This is a genomic window from Crossiella sp. NPDC003009 (genome assembly GCF_053591555.1).
In genome coordinates this window covers 225,450-242,860 of sequence record NZ_JBSFUA010000004.1, presented here as the reverse complement: position 1 = coordinate 242,860, position 17,411 = coordinate 225,450, and the positions used below count along the sequence as shown (strand labels likewise).

General features: G+C 71.3%; 13 protein-coding genes. 9 read left to right on the top strand and 4 right to left on the bottom strand.

Translation table 11 applies throughout. The annotated features are described in order from the left end of the window. Positions 1–3 precede the first annotated feature (3 nt). Complete coding sequence (gene gcvH / locus ACWDY5_RS07120) at positions 4–375, top strand: glycine cleavage system protein GcvH (protein ID WP_449721374.1); 372 nt, start codon at positions 4–6, stop codon at positions 373–375. Positions 376–390: 15 nt separating this feature from the next. Next, positions 391–1,641, top strand: a complete 1,251-nt coding sequence (gene glyA / locus ACWDY5_RS07115; protein ID WP_283663348.1) for a serine hydroxymethyltransferase — start codon at positions 391–393, stop codon at positions 1,639–1,641. A gap of 79 nt (positions 1,642–1,720) precedes the next feature. On the opposite strand, the gene ACWDY5_RS07110 is transcribed toward glyA, so the two are convergent. The 3 genes from ACWDY5_RS07110 to ACWDY5_RS07100 form a co-directional block, all read right to left on the bottom strand. After that, complete coding sequence (locus tag ACWDY5_RS07110; RefSeq protein WP_449721373.1) at positions 1,721–1,942, bottom strand: hypothetical protein; 222 nt, start codon at positions 1,940–1,942, stop codon at positions 1,721–1,723. Positions 1,943–2,062: 120 nt separating this feature from the next. Further along, a complete protein-coding gene (locus ACWDY5_RS07105) occupies positions 2,063–4,306 on the bottom strand; it encodes an FtsX-like permease family protein (RefSeq protein WP_449721372.1) in 2,244 nt (747 codons plus the stop codon). Next, a complete protein-coding gene (locus ACWDY5_RS07100; RefSeq protein WP_252480124.1) occupies positions 4,303–4,998 on the bottom strand; it encodes an ABC transporter ATP-binding protein in 696 nt (231 codons plus the stop codon). Before ACWDY5_RS07100 ends, ACWDY5_RS07105 begins: the two co-directional genes overlap by 4 nt. A 169-nt stretch (positions 4,999–5,167) precedes the next feature. Between ACWDY5_RS07100 and ACWDY5_RS07095 the strand changes: the two genes are divergently transcribed. Further along, complete coding sequence (locus ACWDY5_RS07095) at positions 5,168–6,364, top strand: sensor histidine kinase (RefSeq protein ID WP_449721371.1); 1,197 nt, start codon at positions 5,168–5,170, stop codon at positions 6,362–6,364. Continuing rightward, positions 6,361–7,020: a response regulator gene (locus ACWDY5_RS07090; protein WP_449721370.1), complete on the top strand. Its 660-nt coding sequence runs from the start codon at positions 6,361–6,363 to the stop codon at positions 7,018–7,020. Before ACWDY5_RS07095 ends, ACWDY5_RS07090 begins: the two co-directional genes overlap by 4 nt. Here ACWDY5_RS07090 and ACWDY5_RS07085 read toward each other — a convergent pair. After that, on the bottom strand, positions 7,010–7,996 hold the full coding sequence (locus ACWDY5_RS07085; protein WP_449721369.1) for a TetR/AcrR family transcriptional regulator: 987 nt from the start codon (positions 7,994–7,996) through the stop codon (positions 7,010–7,012). The genes ACWDY5_RS07090 and ACWDY5_RS07085 overlap by 11 nt on opposite strands. An 86-nt stretch (positions 7,997–8,082) precedes the next feature. Here ACWDY5_RS07085 and ACWDY5_RS07080 point away from each other — a divergent pair, with 86 nt between their 5' ends. The 5 genes from ACWDY5_RS07080 (at position 8,083) to ACWDY5_RS07060 (ending at position 17,283) form a co-directional block, all read left to right on the top strand. After that, positions 8,083–10,086 (top strand): prolyl oligopeptidase family serine peptidase, encoded by a 2,004-nt coding sequence (locus tag ACWDY5_RS07080; protein ID WP_449721368.1) that lies wholly within the window; start codon positions 8,083–8,085, stop codon positions 10,084–10,086. Positions 10,087–10,787: 701 nt separating this feature from the next. Next, positions 10,788–11,681: a DUF3995 domain-containing protein gene (locus tag ACWDY5_RS07075; protein WP_449721367.1), complete on the top strand. Its 894-nt coding sequence runs from the start codon at positions 10,788–10,790 to the stop codon at positions 11,679–11,681. A gap of 150 nt (positions 11,682–11,831) precedes the next feature. Then, positions 11,832–15,122 (top strand): GH92 family glycosyl hydrolase, encoded by a 3,291-nt coding sequence (locus tag ACWDY5_RS07070; protein WP_449721366.1) that lies wholly within the window; start codon positions 11,832–11,834, stop codon positions 15,120–15,122. 151 nt (positions 15,123–15,273) lie between these two features. Then, positions 15,274–16,206, top strand: a complete 933-nt coding sequence (locus tag ACWDY5_RS07065) for a ricin-type beta-trefoil lectin domain protein (RefSeq protein WP_449721365.1) — start codon at positions 15,274–15,276, stop codon at positions 16,204–16,206. Between the two features lie 24 nt (positions 16,207–16,230). Next, on the top strand, positions 16,231–17,283 hold the full coding sequence (locus ACWDY5_RS07060; protein ID WP_449721364.1) for a zinc-binding dehydrogenase: 1,053 nt from the start codon (positions 16,231–16,233) through the stop codon (positions 17,281–17,283). Positions 17,284–17,411 lie beyond the last annotated feature (128 nt).

The window sequence follows — 17,411 nt, the reverse complement described above, 5'->3', positions numbered from 1 at the left end:
GCTGTGTCTGTGCCCCGTGAACTGAGCTACACCAAGGACCACGAGTGGATCACCGAGGGCGAGGTGGCCACCGTGGGCATCACCGCCTACGCCGCCGAGGCGCTCGGCGACGTGGTGTTCGTCCAGCTGCCCGAGGTGGGGGCGGTGGTCAGCGCCGGAGAGGCGTGCGGTGAGATCGAGTCGACGAAATCGGTCAGCGACCTGCTGGCCCCGGTCGCGGGAACGGTGACCGAGGTCAACCAGGCGGTGGCCGAGGATCCGGCATTGCTGAACTCCGACCCGTTCGGAGCCGGGTGGCTGATCAAGATCAACCGCGCGGGTTCGGACGGAGAGCTGCTCACGCCGGATGCCTACGACGAGCTGACCGCAGGCTGAAAGGGAGACCCGATCATGTCCACTTTGGACACTCCGCTCGCGCAGATCGACCCGGAGATCGCCGAGGTCCTGGGCGCCGAGCTCCGCCGCCAGCAGTCCACCCTGGAGATGATCGCCTCGGAGAACTTCGCCCCGGTGGGCGTGCTCGAGGCGCAGGGCTCGGTGCTGACCAACAAGTACGCCGAGGGCTACCCCGGCAAGCGCTACTACGGTGGCTGCGAGCACGTCGACGTCTCCGAGCGGCTGGCCATCCAGCGGGTCAAGGACCTCTTCGGCGCCGAGCACGCCAACGTGCAGCCGCACTCCGGCGCGCAGGCCAACGCCGCGGTGATGCACGCGCTGCTCACCCCCGGCGACAAGATCCTCGGCCTTGAGCTGGCGCACGGCGGCCACCTCACGCACGGCATGCGGATCAACTTCTCCGGCAAGCTCTACGACGTGGCCGCCTACCAGGTGCGCGAGGACACCGGCCTGATCGACATGGCCGAGGTCGAGCGGCTGGCCAAGGAGCACCAGCCGAAGCTGATCCTGGCCGGCTGGTCGGCCTACCCGCGGCAGCTGGACTTCGCCGAGTTCCGCCGGATCGCCGACGAGGTGGGCGCCTACCTGATGGTGGACATGGCGCACTTCGCCGGGCTGGTCGCGGCCGGGCTGCACCCCAACCCGGTGCCGCACGCGCACGTGGTGACCACCACCACGCACAAGACCCTGGGCGGGCCGCGCGGCGGCACCATCCTGTGCACCCAGGAGTTCGCCAAGAAGATCGACTCCGCCGTGTTCCCCGGTCAGCAGGGCGGGCCGCTGGAGCACGTGATCGCGGCCAAGGCGGTGGCGTTCAAGATCGCCGCGACCGAGGAGTTCGCGGACCGGCAGCGGCGCACCCTGTCCGGGGCCAAGATCCTGGCCGAGACGCTGGTCAAGGCCGGCGGCGGGGTCAACGTGCTGACCGGCGGCACCGACGTGCACCTGGTGCTGGCCGACCTGCGCCAGCACGAGCTGGACGGCAAGCAGGCCGAGGCCCGGCTGCACGAGGTCGGCATCACGGTCAACCGGAACGCGGTCCCGTTCGACCCGCGCCCGCCGATGGTCACCTCGGGCCTGCGCATCGGCACCCCGGCGCTGGCCACCCGCGGCTTCACCGACGCCGACTTCGCCGAGGTCTCGGACGTGATCGCCAAGGCGCTCACCCCGGACTTCGACGCGGCCGCGCTGCGCGGGCGGGTCACCGACCTGGCCGCCAAGCACCCGCTGTACCCGAACCTCTGAGCTGAACGACGAAGGACCCCGTGCCCTCGGTGGGCGCGGGGTCCTTTGTGGATAGTGGGGACGCTCGGGAAGTCCCGGCTCAGGCGGCGATCGGTCCGGCGTGGCGCACCGGGCGGCGGGTCCGGTGCGCCGCGCGGGCCGCGCGGGTGGCCTTGATCCGCTCGGTGCGAGCGACCTTCATGGCCCTCGGCTCGCCCTGGCCGTCGACCACGGCCGGGAGGATCATCAGCAGCAGCACCAGCAGGCTCAGCACCGCGCCCGTCCAGGTCAGCACCATCTCCAGCATCGTGGTCTCCTTCACTTCGCGCTCTCTGTGTCTGTAACCAGTTTGCGCTGGTAGACCCCGGTTCCGGATCGGCCGTTAAGCCATACCGACCCCGACCGTTCGGCCAGTCGGCGGACTGGCCGAACGGCCGAGGCGTCACTCCTCGGCGTAGGACTGAGGAGAGATCCTGCGCAGCAGCGGACCACAGGCGGACGCGGCGACCACGGCCACGCCGAAGCCGACCACCAGTGGTGTGAGCAGCCACAGGTTGAGCGTCAGCGGGGCCCTGGCGATGGTCATCAGTCCAGCTCCGACCACCAGTCCCGCGATGCCCGCGCCCAGCGTCGCCACCAGTGACGGCAGCGCCGCCTCCGTGCGCAGCGCCCTGGCCAGCACCCGCACCGGGGTGCCCGCGGCGATCAGCGCGGCCAGCGTGCGCCTGCGGTCGACCACCGCGCCGGCTGCGGTGATGGCGGCGCTGATGCCGCCGAGCAGGCCCGCGATGATCAGGCCGATCATCGCGATCCGGCGCATGTCCGCGACCTGCATGCCGTCGCGGCCCTGCTGGGCCTCCAGCAAGCCGATCCGGCCGCCGGGCACCTGTTCGATCAGCAGGGTGCGCACCAGCTCCGCGTTGGCCGGGCTGGTCTGCACGGTCAGCGTGTAGCCGTTGAGCTGGGCGCCGCTGGGGATCACCTCGGGGTCGATCAGCATGATCCGGTCGGCCTTGTCGGTGGACCCGGCCATCTGGTGCACCACCGGGTTCGCCGGCAGCGGGGTGCGCGAGTCGCCCTTGCTGCTGTAGGAGGCGAACTGCAGCGGGCCGGGAGGCAGCTTCGTGCCCTTGCCGATCCGGACGCCGGGCTGGCCGCCGCACTGGCCGATCTCCACCCACATCAGCCGGGTGGCGTCCGCGCAGCTGAGCACGATCGCGCGGCCGACGTGGTTGTCCGCGCTGTCCCGCAGGTTGCCCTGCGCGGCCACGCCGACCGGGCTGTTCACCCCGCGCTTGGCCAGCTCCACCCGCAACCGTTCGGCGGCGGTGGGCGCCTCGTCAGCGGAGACCGTGGTGTAGAGCACGCCCTCCTTCCACGGGCCCCAGACCCGCTGGTCCACCTTGCTCTCCAGCGAGGGCAGCACGGTCAGCGCAAGGCAGCCGGTGAACACCGCGAGCACCACGCCGGAGGCGGCCCGGTAGGCGGCCTTGGGGTCATCGCGCAGGCGGCGGCCGGCCAGCAGGGTGGACGGGCGGCGCCAGAGCTTGGTGAAGATCCGGCCGACCACCGAGGTCATCCACGGGCCGACCACCGAGGCGGCCAGCGCGATCGCGGCCAGCGCGCCGATCAGCACCGAGGTGCCGCCGGTGGCGCTGGCGATGCTGATGCCGCCGGCGAAGGCCACGCCCGCGCCCACCAGGATGAGCAGCCGCCACGCGCTGGGCGCCTTGCGGCCGTGCTGCTGGGCCGCGCCCAGCGGCTGGGTGAGCACCCGGCGCAGGCCGAACACGGCCGCGCCGACCACCAGCAGCGGGGTGCCTGCCGCGATGCCGAGGCTGAGCAGCCAGCTGGGTTCCAGGTCGGCGGCGAACCAGGTGCCGCCGTTCCAGGGCAGCTGCGTGGTCAGTCCCCTGGCCAGCGGGCCGAGCAGCAGGCCGAGCAGGGTGCCGAGCACGGTGGCGATCGCGATCTCCGCCACCGTGATCGCGACCACCTGCCCCGGGGTCGCCCCGGCCAGCCGGAGCGCGGCCAGGCGGCGTTCCCGGCGGGCCGCGGTGAGCCGGGCCGAGGAGGCGATCAGCACCAGGCTGGGCACCACCAGCACGACCAGGCCGACCTGGGAGAGCAGCAGCAGGATGAACTCGGGCTGCGGCTCGAAGGTCGGGACCAGGCCGGCCGCCGGGTAGGCGTCGTACTCGGCCAGGGTCTGCTGGCTGTGCCCGACCACCGCGACCAGCTCGCCGGGGTAGACCAGCGCCTGGTCGCCCAGTTCGGCGATCACCTTGCCCTGGAAGCGTTTGGCCAGATGGTCGGCCGGCAGGTCCCTGGCCAGCGCGGCCAGCGCCGGGGACAGCAGCACCTCGCCCGGCTGCGGCACCCGGAGCAGGCCGGGCGCGGCCGGGGCGTCCGGGGTGAGCGCGGCGACGTCGACCCGGACGATGGTCTTGTCCCGCACCCGGTCCTCGCTGCTCTTGACCAGGACGGTGGCGGCTTCGGCACTGGCGGCGGGGCCGGGCGAGCGCCAGGCCTCGTGCGCGGCCCTGGCGTCCAGCGCGCCGGGCACGGCGGCCAGCCAGGACACCAGGGTCACCGCGATGGCGACGCCGAACAGGGTGCACACGGCGGAGACGAGGCTGCGCTTGTCCGCGCGGAACACCCGCAGTGCGAGCTGGAACGGATTCACGCGGCGACCCGCCTGGCGATCAGCCCGTCCCGGATCTCCACCACGCGCTCGGCGCGGGCGGCCACGGTCGGGTCGTGCGTGACGATGACCACCGCGGCGCCGGAGTCCTTGGCCGCGGCCAGCAGCGCGCCGATGGTCTCGTCCGAGGTGCGCGAGTCCAGCGCGCCGGTCGGCTCGTCGGCGAAGATCACCCGCGGCCGGTGCGCCAGCGCGCGGGCGATGGCCACCCGCTGCGCCTGCCCGCCGGAGAGCTCACCGGGACGGCGGCCCTCCATCCCGGCCAGGCCCAGCCGGGTCAGCCACTCCCTGGCCGCACTCAGCGCCTGGTCCTTGGGCGCGCCCGCGAGCAGCATGGGCAGCGCCGCGTTCTCCTCCGCGGTCAGCTCCCCCACCAGCATCCCGGCCTGGAAGACGAAGCCGAAGGCGGAACGGCGCAACTTGCTGCGCTCGGTCTCGCCGAACTGGTCGATCCGCTTGCCGTCCAGCATCACCACGCCGTCGTCGGCGGGCAGGATGCCGGCCAGCACGTGCAGCAGGGTCGACTTGCCCGACCCGGACGGTCCGATGATCGCGACCACCTCGCCGGGGGCGATCGAGATGTCCACCCCGGCCAGGGCGTGGGTCTGCCCGTAGCGCTTGATGAGGTGATGGCCGGTGAGCACCGGCTGCGCACCGAAACCCGGAACCGTCACGTTGTCCTCCTCGTTAGTCCTGACGAGGAACGAGACTGTCCGAGTGCGGCCGTGGTGACTTCGGCCAGCGGGTCAGGCGTGGCCTGCCGTCCTCGGCCGATCGGCCGAGGTGTGAGGTGGCCACCCGGCCGAGGTGCGCGCGCGAGGCGAACACGTACGGTGTTCCACTGTGGACACCACGTTGACCGGCTGGCGGCCGTTGTTGCGGCGGCAGTGGCCGATCGCCGGCGCGCTCGGGTTCATGCTGCTGGTCGAGTTCGGCGCGGCCGCGAGTGGGCGCAACAGCGAAATCCTGGGGCTGGCGTGGCTGGCCGACGCGATCATCGCGCTGGTCGCGGTGGTGGCCCCTCGGCGGCCGGTGGAGTCGGCGCTGATCGCCGTGCTCACCATGCTCGGCCTGAGCCTGGGGCTGCGCTACACCGGGGTGAACCACTGGGACGCGGTCTCCGGCATGGGACCGGTGGAGACCGCGGCCGGGATGGCGCTGATCGCCACCGTGGTGCGGCAGGCCTCGCCGCCGAGGGCTACCGTCGCGGTGGCCGGGATCGTGTTCGCCGGCATCGTCTCCGGGGTGGTGCGGCCGGGCGGCAACCTGTTCGACACGCTGGCCTCGGTGGCCGTGCCGGGCATGTTGCTGCTGCTGTCCATCGGCACCGGGGTGTACTTCCGGGCCAGGGACGCCGACCGCAGCCGGACGGTGCGCTCGGCGATCAACTCCGCGCAGCAGGACGAGCGGCTGGCGCTGGCCCGCGAGCTGCACGACGTGGTCGCGCACCACGTCACCGGGATCGTGGTGCAGGCCCAGGCCGCGCAGGTGGTGGCGGAGCAGGATCCGCTTGCCGCGCAACGGGTGCTGCCCTACATCGAGCGGGCCGGGGTGGACGCGCTGACCGCGATGCGCTCGCTGGTGAGCAGCCTGCGCGACTCCCAGATGGTCGGCGGGGCCGGCGCCAGCGACGCGGCCACCACCGACCCGGTGGCCGACATCCGCAAGGTGGTCGACGACGCGGCCGCGGCCGGCATGCCGGTCTACCTGACCCTGGACCTGCCGCGCACGCTGTCGGTGGAGCTGGCCCGCTCGGTGCTGCGGGTGGTGCAGGAGTCGCTGACCAACACGCAGAAGCACGCGGTCGGGCTGACCGCGGTGCGGGTGGCGGTGTCCACCGCGGACGAGATGGTGCACATCAGGGTCACCGACGACGGCAAGGGGTCCTCCGCCGCGCCCGCGGGCGGGTCGGGGGGCTACGGTCTGGTCGGAATGCGGGAACGGGTTGAGCTGTTGGGCGGCCGGTTCAGCGCCGGGCCGAGGCTGTCCGGTGGCTGGGAGGTGCACGCCTGGCTGCCGGTGCGGGAGGCAACGCGGTGACGATTCGGGTGTTGATCGCCGACGACCAGGAGATGGTGCGGGTCGGGTTCCGGATGATCCTGGAGGCCCAGCCGGACATCGAGGTGGTCGCTGACGTGCCGGACGGCATCAGCGCGGTGCAGCAGGCGCGGCAGCTGCGGCCGGACGTGTGCCTGATGGACATCCGGATGCCCGGCATCGACGGGCTGGAGGTCACCAAGCAGCTGTGCGGGCCCGGCGTGACCGACCCGATCAAGGTCGTCGTGGTGACCACCTTCGACCTGGACGAGTACGTGCACACCGCGCTCGGCTACGGCGCCAGCGGCTTCCTGCTCAAGGACGCCGGACCGGCGCTGCTGGTGGAGGCGGTGCGGGCGGCGGTGCGCGGGGACGCGCTGATCTCGCCGCAGATCACCGTGCGCATGCTGGAGCACTTCAACAAGACCGGCACCGGCAAGCCGAAGTCGGAGGAGCCGTCCGAGCCGCTGACCGACCGGGAGCTGGACGTGGTGCGCGCGGCCGCGCGCGGGCTGACCAACACCGAGATCGGCGCGGAGCTGTTCCTGTCGCTGTCCACGGTGAAGACGCACCTGGCCTCGGTGCAGGCCAAGCTGGGCGCGCGGAACCGGGTGGAGATCGCCGCCTGGGCGTGGCGGGCCGGTCTGCTCAACGAGTGAGCGCGTAGCCCGCGCCCGGACCGTCCGCGCGGGCGGTGATCCGGGCGTTCTCGACCCGCACCGCGGTCTCCGGCCCGGTCACGCCGAGCCGCTCCGCGATGGACGGCGCGCTGGCGTCGCAGACCACCTTGACCTGCCCGGGAACGCCGCCCGCGGCCCGCAGGTTGCGCCCGAAACCGGCCAGGGTGAGCCCGGCCAGCAGCCGCAGCTCCGACGAGCCCAGCGCGCCCGCGACCACCGTCACTGGCTCGTCGGTGCCGCGCACCAGGTCCTCGACCGCGCCGAGCCGGTCGGGGCCGAGGAAGAGGATCAGCCCGTCGGCGTTGAGCTCGACCGGGGTGGCGTGCACGGTGCAGACCGCGATCAGCTCCGGCAAGGCGAGGTTCGGCCTGGTCACCGGTGGCAGGCCGACCGGGGGCCGCCAGGTGTCGGCGGCGGGCAGGTCGGCCAGCTGGGCGCAGGCGGCGACCACCGCGTCCTCGGCCACGAACTCCGGGGCCAGCGTGGCCAGCTGGTTGGCCCCGTGCAGCACGGTCAGCGCGAGCCGGGCCCGCTGCTCGCCCCGGTCGCCCTCGCCCGCGCGCAGCAGCGGGCCGAACAGCACCGACTGGATCTCCAGCAGCTGCGCGTAGACGCCCCTGGTGTCCTCCTCGGCGAGCACCTCGCCGAGTAGTTCCGGGTTGGCGGTGCGGGCCAGCCAGGACCGGGCGAAGGCGGCCAGCGCGCCGCGCACGCTGCCGTCCACCGGTTCCGGCGCACCCCGGTCGCCGAGGGCGGCCCCGGCCAGCACGGCGAAGTAGAGCGCGCGCTTGCCGGGGAAGTTGGAGTAGACCGCGCCCCTGGTCAGCCCGGCCCGGTCCGCGATGTCGTCGATCTTGGCGTCCCGGTAGCCGCGCTCGGCGAACTCGGCCCTGGCCGCGTCCAGGATCTTGGCGCGGTTGAGTTCTTGCAGCTCCGCCCTTGTCAGTCTGGCCACTTGACAAACCCTAGCCACTCAACGAAATACTCTCACCATCCAGATGATAGCAACATCTGAAATATTCCGGAAGCGGGTGAGAAGCTGTGACCACGGACGCCTACACGTGGCTGAACGCGGACACGGACGAGGTGCGGGCCTGGCAAGAACAGCAGGTCAGCAAGGCAACGGGGGCGGCGCGGGAGTTCCCGGGCTTCGCCGAGCTGGTCGAGGAGATCGCCCCACTGATGGCAGGCCAGCTGGCCGGGGCGCTGGCCGACCGGCGGAAGGTGGCCGGCCGCTGGTTCTGGCTGGACCGCAACGAGGACGGCACCGCGCAGGCCATCCGGGTGGCCGAGGACCGGGACGCGCCGGGCCGGGTCCTGGTGGACGCGGCCGCGCTGACCGCCGAACGCGGCGACGACCAGGCCACCACATTGATCTACCCGGAGCCCAGCCCCGACGGCCGCCTGCTGGCCTTCAACGCGGCCGCGGGCGGGAGCCCGTTCGGCGACTTCCTGGTGGTCGAGGTGGACTCCGGCGCGCGGCTGCCGGTGGCGGTGCCCGCGATGCAGGGCAACCTGATCCGCCCGGCCTGGCTGCCGGACAGCACCGGCTTCTTCCTGGCCGGACGCGGCGAGACGGGTGGCCACACGCTGCGGTTCGTCCCGGTGACCGGCGGACAGGAGGTGACCTGGGCGGTGCCCGGCATCCCGCCCACCTCGCTGTCCGTGGTGCCGCAGGTCTCCCCCGGCGGCGGCCGGGTGCTGGTGGTCACCGCGCCGCACGAACACCTGGCGACGATGATCGCCGACACCGGCACCAGCGAGTTCCGCCGGTTCGCACCGGAGGGCTTCCGCGGCGAGCTCCACGGCGACTGGCTGGACGAGCAGACCTACCTCGCGATCAGCACGGACACCCCACGCGGCCGGGTGGTCCGCATCCCGGTGGCGACCTCAACGGACCCGGCCACCTGGCAGGAGCTGATCCCGGCGAGCGACTTGGTGCTGCGCAGCCTGTACCGCCTGGGCGAGCACCTGGTGGTGACCGCGCTGAACGACGTGTCCCTGGACATCCGCAGCTACACCCTGGAGGGCACCCCGGTGGCGACGGCCGCGTTGCCGTTGGCCAGCGCCAGCATGCAGCTGACCATACTGTCCCGGCTGCCCACTGGCACGGAGGCTTTTGCTTTCAGCGCAAGCAGTTTCACCACCGCCGACACCACCTACGAGCTGCACCCCGAGACCGGCGCGCTGGACGTCCTGACCCAGGGCGACTCCCTGGACGACATCACCGTCGAACAGCACTTCGCCACCTCACCCGACGGCACCCGGGTCCCGTACTACCTGCTGGCCCGCACAGACCTGGACCGCACCGAGGCTCAGCCGACCCTGGTGAGTGCCTACGGCGGCTTCAACATCCCCAAGCTCCCCACCTTCCTGGGCGCACTGACCCCGTGGCTGCGCTCAGGTGGGATCTACGTGCACGCGAACCTGCGCGGCGGCAGCGAATACGGCCGCGAGTGGTACGAGTCGGCCCGCCGCCACCACAAGCAGAACACCTTCGACGACCTCCGCGCGGTCGCCGAGGACCTGGTCCGCCGAGGCACCGCCACCCCGGAAACCCTTGCCTTCCAAGGCTCCTCCAACGGCGGCCTGCTCGCCGGCGTGGCCGTGACCCAGCAACCCGAGCTGTGGCGAGCGGTGGTGCCGACCATGCCGGTGCTGGACGTGCTCACCCCGGTGCCCGACGGACCGGGCGCGGAGATGATCCGCTCGGTGTACGAACTGGACTACGGCAACCCGGCAGACCCGGCGGACGCGGAGGTGATGGCCCGGTACTCGCCGTGCCAGAACATCCGGCCAGGGGTGCGGTATCCGGCGGTGTTCGTGGTGGTGGGCAACAGCGACATCGGGTGCCCACCGCAGCAGGCCCGTCGGTTCGTGGCGGCGTTGCGGGAAGCGAGCAGCAGCGCACATCCGGTGCTGCTGCGGGTGTGGACGGCGGTGGGACACGGGAGTTTGGATCCCCGGATCGCGGCTGAGTTGCAGGCGGAATGGCTGGCCTTCGTCATGCGGGAGCTCGAAGTGGAGCTAGTCCCCCGGGGGTGAAAACCCACAAAGCGGGCCTCTCGTCTTCTCCGTACGGCCTGGAGACTGCTGACCGCATCTCTCCACCCGGCCCCTGCAACCTGCCGCCGCCCGGCGTTCCCAACGTGACGGGGGCCGGGTGGAGAGATGTGGTTTGCTGTCGGAAGGTCGTGCGGAGAAGACGAGGGGGTCGCGAGCACGCTGGGTCTTGAGTCGGCAGCCTGCTCAGCCCCGCAACCTGCTCGCCCCGGCTTTTGACTTGTCAACCCCTCCGGGGGTCTGCCCGTCCGGCGAAGACATTCTTTTCGCTTTTAAAAAACCAAAAGAAGTGTCCTCGCCGGACGGGCAGACCATCAAAGCAGGGGGGAGGATCAAAGGCGGCGAGATGAGTTGCAGACCAGTGCGAGTTTGTGTTGGCGCACCTGCGGCGGCGTGGGTGGTTCCGCGGGTCTGGGTGGTTCTGCTTCGACGGCCTTCCAAAACCAAACCAGCCCTGTCAAGCGCCCCGGTCCCAGCGGTTGGTGACGGTGGGCTGGGACGGTGGGGCGCTTGACAGGGCTGGTGTGTTTTTTCCAGGCCGTCGAAGCAGAACCACCCAGACCGGCCGCTCCGTTTGCGATCAAAGACAAAGACCCACCGCGCCCGGGGTTTCCCTCTCATGGGGGAGTCCGATCCCTCGTGGTCGGGAGGCGGCTTGGCGAGCGCCGGTGCATGGTGTGGCCATGAACCGGGATCGGACTCGCTGGGAGCGTTGGGCCGCGCTGGTGGTGGCGGCGCAGATGCTGTTCTACGCCGGCGAAAAGGTCTACATGGCGGCCATCGGCCGGGTGGGCCTGCCCGGAATGGTCGGGACGGACTCGGCAGGCTGGGGTTCCGGCGAGGTCTGGCTGTTGCAGCTGGGCAATGCCGGGCTGGGGGTGTTCGCCGCTGGGATTGTGCTGGCGACCTTGCGGGACTGGGGGCCGGTCGGGCGGTGGGTGGTGCTCGGCGCGCTGGTGTTGACGCTGGCGGCCATGGCTGCGGGAGTTGTGCTGCTCTCAGTGCGCGGTGTGTGGACCGGGTGGGTGCAGTTGCCGTTGGTGGTGCTGGTGTGGCCGTGGCTGGTGTGGCGGTTCGTGTTGCGGTACTGGCGGCCGGTGTTGCCGGGGGCGGCCTGGGTGGCGCTGGCGTGTGCGGTGCCCTACGGCGCGATGAAGCTGGCTTGGGCGCTGGGGTCGGATGTGCTGATGGCGGAGACGCCGCTGGACGGGGCTGACCGGGAGTTGTTGCTGGGGGACAACCCGACGGCGCTGGTGGTGCACGTCCTGACGGTGCTGATCGCGGGAGCCGGGGTGTTGGTGATCCTGGCGCTGGCCACCTCGTGGCGGGAACGCTTGCCGCGGTGGCTGTTGCTGGGGCCCGCGTGGCTGGCGATCGTGTTCCTGCTCGTGCGCGGCGGGACCGGGGTGTCGGGGGACCTGGGGACCTTGTTCGGGACGGCTTCGGCGCAGGCCCGGTGGTACGCGGGGTGGGACCTGGGGTTGTGGTCGCCGCTGTGGCTGGTGCTGGGGGTGGCGTTGCTGCGGCTTGTGCTGCGTGGCCCAGTCCGGTCGCCGGGTGCGGTAGTCCGTTCGTAGGATGCCTGGTCAAGGTTGTCGGCCAGAATCGGACAGGTTACGTTCGCTCCTCTTCACTCGCCTCTCACCTGCACGTACGTTCTGACGCGCCGCCAAGCACGATCGCTTGTCAACGTTGTCTGCGCACGTCTGGTGAATGGGGTCGGACAGGTGAGAAGGACACGGGCTCTGGCCGGTGCGGTGACCGCCGTGCTGGTGCTGGGAACGGTCGGCGGGACGGCCTCGGCCGATCCGCTCGACGGGAGCGGGTACCGGCTGGTGGGCGATCCGGCGGCCTACGTCGATCCGCTGATCGGGACCAAGAACCTGGGCAACGTCTTCCCCGGTGCGGTGCTGCCCTTCGGCATGCTGTCCTGGAGCCCGGAGAACACCAAGGGCAACGCCACCCGCACCGCCGCGCCCGGTGGCTACCACTACGACGCGACCAAGATCCGCGGGTTCAGCCTGACCCACATGTCCGGCACCGGGTGTGCCGGTGGGTCTGGGGACATCCCGTTCTTCCCGCACGTGGGTGAGGTGAGCAGCTCGCCCGCGCTGGACGGCAAGGACGAGGTGTACGCGAGCACCTTCAGCCACGCCAACGAGTCCGCCAAGGCCGGGCGCTACTCGGTGACCCTGGACTCCGGGGCCAAGGCGGACCTGTCCGCGACCCTGCGCAGTGGCGCGGGGCGGTTCACCTTCCCTGCGGGCAAGCCCGCCGCGTTGCTGGTGCGCACGGCCAACTCCCAGGTCGGGTCCTCGGACGCCAGTGTGTCGGTTGACCCGGCTGCCCGGACCGTCACCGGGTCGGTGACCAGCGGGAACTTCTGCGGCTACCTGGACAAGGAGGGTCGCCGCTCCTACTACAAGCTGCATTTCGTCGCCGAGTTCGACCAGCCGTTCAGCTCGGTGGGCACCTGGCAGGACGACAAGCTGAACCCCGGCGCGACCACCGCCACCGGCGGCACCACCTACGGCACCAACGGCTGGCCGGTGGTGGGCAAGGGATCCGGCGCCTACCTCGGCTTCGACACCGCCAAGAGCACCAGCACCAACGTCCGGGTCGGCATCTCCTACGTCAGCCTGGACAACGCCAAGGCCAACCTGCGCGCGGAGAACCCGCGCCGGGCCGCGGTGGAGGAGGTCGCGGCGGCCGCGCGGGAGGCCTGGACCCGGCAGCTGCGGAAGATCCAGGTCGGTGGCGGCAGCGAGGCGGACCGGACCAAGTTCTACACCGCGCTCTACCACTCCCTGTTGCACCCCAACGTCTTCAGCGACGTCAACGGCGAGTACGCCGGCATGGACGGCAAGGTGCACCGGCCGGTGCCCGGCCAGCACGCGCAGTACGGCACCTTCTCCGGCTGGGACGTCTACCGCTCCCAGGTCCAGCTGCTCACGTTGCTGGAACCCAAGGTCGGCTCGGACATCGCGCAGTCGCTGCTCAACCAGGCCCAGCAGAACGGCGGAGTCTGGGACCGCTGGACGCACAACAACGGCGGCACGCACGTGATGAACGGCGACCCGGCCGCGCCCGCCACCGCGGGCATCCACGCCTTCGGCGGCACCGACTTCGACGTGCGGACCTCGTTGCGGTCACTGGTCAAGGCGGCCACCGTGCCCACCGCGCTGGACCTCAAGCGGGACGGCTGGAACGTGATGTCGGTCGGCCAGCGGCCCTCGCTGGACAAGTACCTCAAGCACAACTACATGCCCTCGGTGTCCAACGCCTGGGGCGGTGCGGCCGAGACGCTGGAGATCTCCACCGCCGACTTCGCGCTGGCCCAGCTGGCGGACCGGTTGGGGGACAAGGCAACCGCGAAGACCTTCACCGAGCGTGCGCAGTGGTGGCAGAACAACTTCGACCCGGCCGCGCACGCCACCGGCGGCTACATCCGCAACCGGCACGCCGACGGCGGCTGGACACCGAACTTCACCCCCGGCACCGGTGACGGGTTCGTGGAGGGCAGCAGCGCGCAGTACACCTGGATGGTGCAGCACAACGTGGCCGGGCTGACCCAGGCCATGGGCGGCGCGGCCAAGGTGAACCAGCGGCTGGACGACTTCTTCCACAACGCCGACGGCAGCTGGGCGCTGAGCAAGTCCGGCGACGAGAAGTCCGAAATGGACAACGAGCCCTCGGTCAACGTGCCCTACCTCTACAACTACACCGGCGCGCCGCACAAGGCACAGCAGACCATCCGCGAGGTGGTGAACACGCTGTGGACCACCGCCCCCGGCGGCATCCCCGGCAACGACGACCTCGGCGCGATGTCCTCCTGGTACGTCTTCGCCACCCTCGGCATGTACCCGCAGGTGCCCTCGCGCGCCGAGCTGGTCCTGTCCAGCCCGCTGTTCCCCATCGCCCGGATCAACCGGGACCGCGGCAAGGACATCACCATCGTGGCCAAGGGCGCCGCGCCGGACGCGCCCTACATCCAGCAGCTGCGGGTGAACGGGCAGCGCAGCACCAAGCCCTGGCTGCCCGAGTCCTTCGTGCAGCGCGGCGGTTTCCTCGAGTACACAATGGACACCAAGCCGAACACCGCGTGGGGTGCCGCGCCCGCCGACGCGCCGCCGTCCTGGCGCGATGGTGAGCAGCCGTACCAGATCGGCGTCGGACCGGACCACCTGGTGACCACACCGGGCGGCACGGTCAAGGCCGAGGTGAGCGTCTACCACCTCTCCGGCGCGCAGCCAGAGGTCCGCTACTCGATCGCACCGGCGGCCGGGCTGAAGATCGAGCCGAGCTCCGGCTCGGTGCCGATCAAGGACGGGGTGGGCAAGGCCGAGTTCGCGATCACCGCCGACTCCGCCGGTCAGGGCTACCACCCGGTCACCGCCACGGTCACGGTCGGCGGCGGCAAGACCATCACCCGCCAGCTCATCGTGAAGGTGGCCGCGCCGGGCACCTGGTTCGCCGCGCTGGACAACACCGGGGTCTCCGACGACCCGGGCACGCACGAGGAGGCCAACTTCGACGGCGGCGGCTACAGCTACTCCAAGCAGGCGCTGGCCGCCGCCGGCCTGGTGGCCGGTCAGCCCGGCACGGTGCACGGGCTGGGCTTCCGCTGGCCGGACGAGCCGTTCGGCCGCCCGGACAACATCGCGGCCAACGGCCAGACCGTCAACCTGGCCACGCCGGTCAGCCGACTGTCCTTTGTGGGCAGTGCGATCAACGGCAGCCGCACCGCGCCGGGCACGGTCACCTACACCGACGGCAGCACCGGGACCTACGACCTGGGCTTCAGCGACTGGACCCTGGGCGGCGGTGGCGGCAGCCTGATGTACGAGAACGTGATCGTGGCCAAGACCCCGTACCGCAACGGGATCGGCGGCAAGCAGGAGGTGCCCACGCACATCCTGGCCACCAAACCGTTCACCGCGCCGGAAGGCAAGCAGATCGCCAGTATCACCTTCCCGCGCAACAGCGGGCTGCACGTCTTCGCGCTGGCCACGGCCTGACCAGGAGGGGCTTTCCGGTTCGTCCGGAAAGCCCCTTCTTTCCGCCAGCAAATTGTTAAGAAACCTACCTAACCCTGGTTGTCCGCCGGGTCCCGGCGCGGGACGCTCATCAGCACCGCCGCCGACGCCACCGGACCCCCGCGGAGTAGCCATGCGCAGTCGCCTGTTGTCGGTGTCCACCCTCGGCCTGATGTTGTTGAGCCTGCTCGGAATCGGCGCGGCGCAGGCCGAACCGGCCACCCAGGCCGCGCCCGCCGCCGCGCAGAAGGTCTTCTTCACCTTCTACGGCTGGTGGGACAACACCCCGCCCGGCGGGGCCATCGCCTACCCGCAGATCCACCAGACCGCGGGCGGCAAGGGCACCTACGCCGACCCGATCACCCTGGCCACCTCGAAGAAGGAGCTCAAGCCCGGCACCAAGGTCTGGGTGCCCAGGGTGAAGAAGTACTTCATCATGGAGGACGACTGCTCGGCCTGTAACCAGGAATGGGACGGCGAGGGCCCCAACGGCGGCCCGAAGCTGTGGCACTTCGACCTGTGGATCGGCGGCAAGGGCGGCAACGCGATGAACGCCATCGACTGCGAGAACGCGCTGACCAAGTACCACCCGGACGACAAGCCGGTGATGGAGGACTCGATCATCAACCCGCCGGCTGACCTGCAGGTCGACCCGACGCCGCTGTTCAACACCAGCACCAGTGAGTGCTACGGCGGCGCCAAGCCGACGACCACCGTCGGCGAGTACAAGAACACCGCGACCGGCCAGTGCCTGGAGAACCCCGGCGACAGCACCAAGCCGGGCACCGCGCTGAAGGTGGCCGCCTGCAACGGTTCCACCGCGCAGCGCTTCAGTTTCCACGGCGCGTTCATGGAGCACAACAAGCTGTGTGCCGCGGAGACCAGCGGCAAGGTGGTGCTGAACAAGTGCGACGGCGGGCCGAGGCAGCAGTGGTCGGTCAACCCGAACCGCACCATCTCGGACATGCAGACCAACACCAAGTGCTACCGGGCTTCCGGCGGCAACGTGCTGGCGGGCAAGTGCTCCGGCAACGAGAGCAAGTGGGCCTTCAGGTCTGCGGTGTGAGCCCGGCCGTGCCAGGGTGGGGACATGGACAAGGTCATGACGGCCGCGGTCCTCACCCGGCACGGCGGCCCGGAAGCCCTTGAGCTGCGCCGCGACCACCCGGTGCCGGCACCCGGCCCCGGCGAGGTGCTGGTGCGGGTCACCGCCGCGGCGCTGAACAACACCGACGTCTGGACCAGGGAGGGCGCCTACGGGCGGCCGGGTGACCCGGACGCGCGCAGCGGCTGGCGCGGCCCGATCGACTTCCCCAGGGTGCAGGGCGGCGACATCGCCGGCGTCGTCGAAGCCACCGGGCAGGGCGTGCCCGCTGAGCGGACCGGGCAGCGGGTGCTGGTGGACTCCGCGCTGTACCGGGACGAGGGCGAGCACGCCCCGCCGGTCGGCCTGCTCGGCAGCGAGGCCGACGGCGGTTTCGCCGACTACGTGCTGGTGCGCGCCGAACGGGCGCACGAGGTCGACGGCTCCCCGCTCACCGACGCCCAGCTGGCCTGCCTGCCGGTGGCCTACGGCACCGCGATGGGCATGCTGGAACGCGGCGGCATCGGCGCGGGAGAGACCGTGCTGGTCACCGGCGCTTCCGGCGGAGTGGGCGCGGCACTGGTGCAGCTGCTGGCCGCCCGCGGCGCGCACCCGATCGCGATGACCAGCGCCGCCAAGGAAACCGACGTCCGCGCCCTCGGCGCCACCGGCGTGGTCACCAGGGACGCGGGCGACCTGGCCGAGCAGATCCGCGCCCAGGCCCCGGACGGCCTGGACGCGGTGGCCGACATCGCGGGCGGCGCCGCGGTCAACGACCTGCTGCCACTGCTCCGCGACGACGGCCGCTGGGTGATCGCGGGCGCGGTGGCCGGCCCCACCATCCACTTCGACCTGCGGCGGCTGTATCTGCACAACCTCGGCCTGATCGGCTCGTCCATGCACACCCGCCCGCACTTCGCCAAACTGGTCACCGCCGCCAGGGAGGGCGCCGTGCGACCACCGGTCGCGGCGACCTTTCCGCTGGCGGAAGTGCATGCCGCGCAACGCCAGTTCCTGCAACGGCGGCATGTCGGCAAGATCGTGCTGCTACCCGGCTAGCCCGGTCCGGTGCGGATGCGGAGATCACTGCCCCAAGGGGCGTCCGCCGGGGCGTTCCGCTCGGCGGTCGATGCCCCGGCGGCGGCAGGGCCAGGGGCGAACCTGCTGGCCAGCGGGTGTGCTCCGGC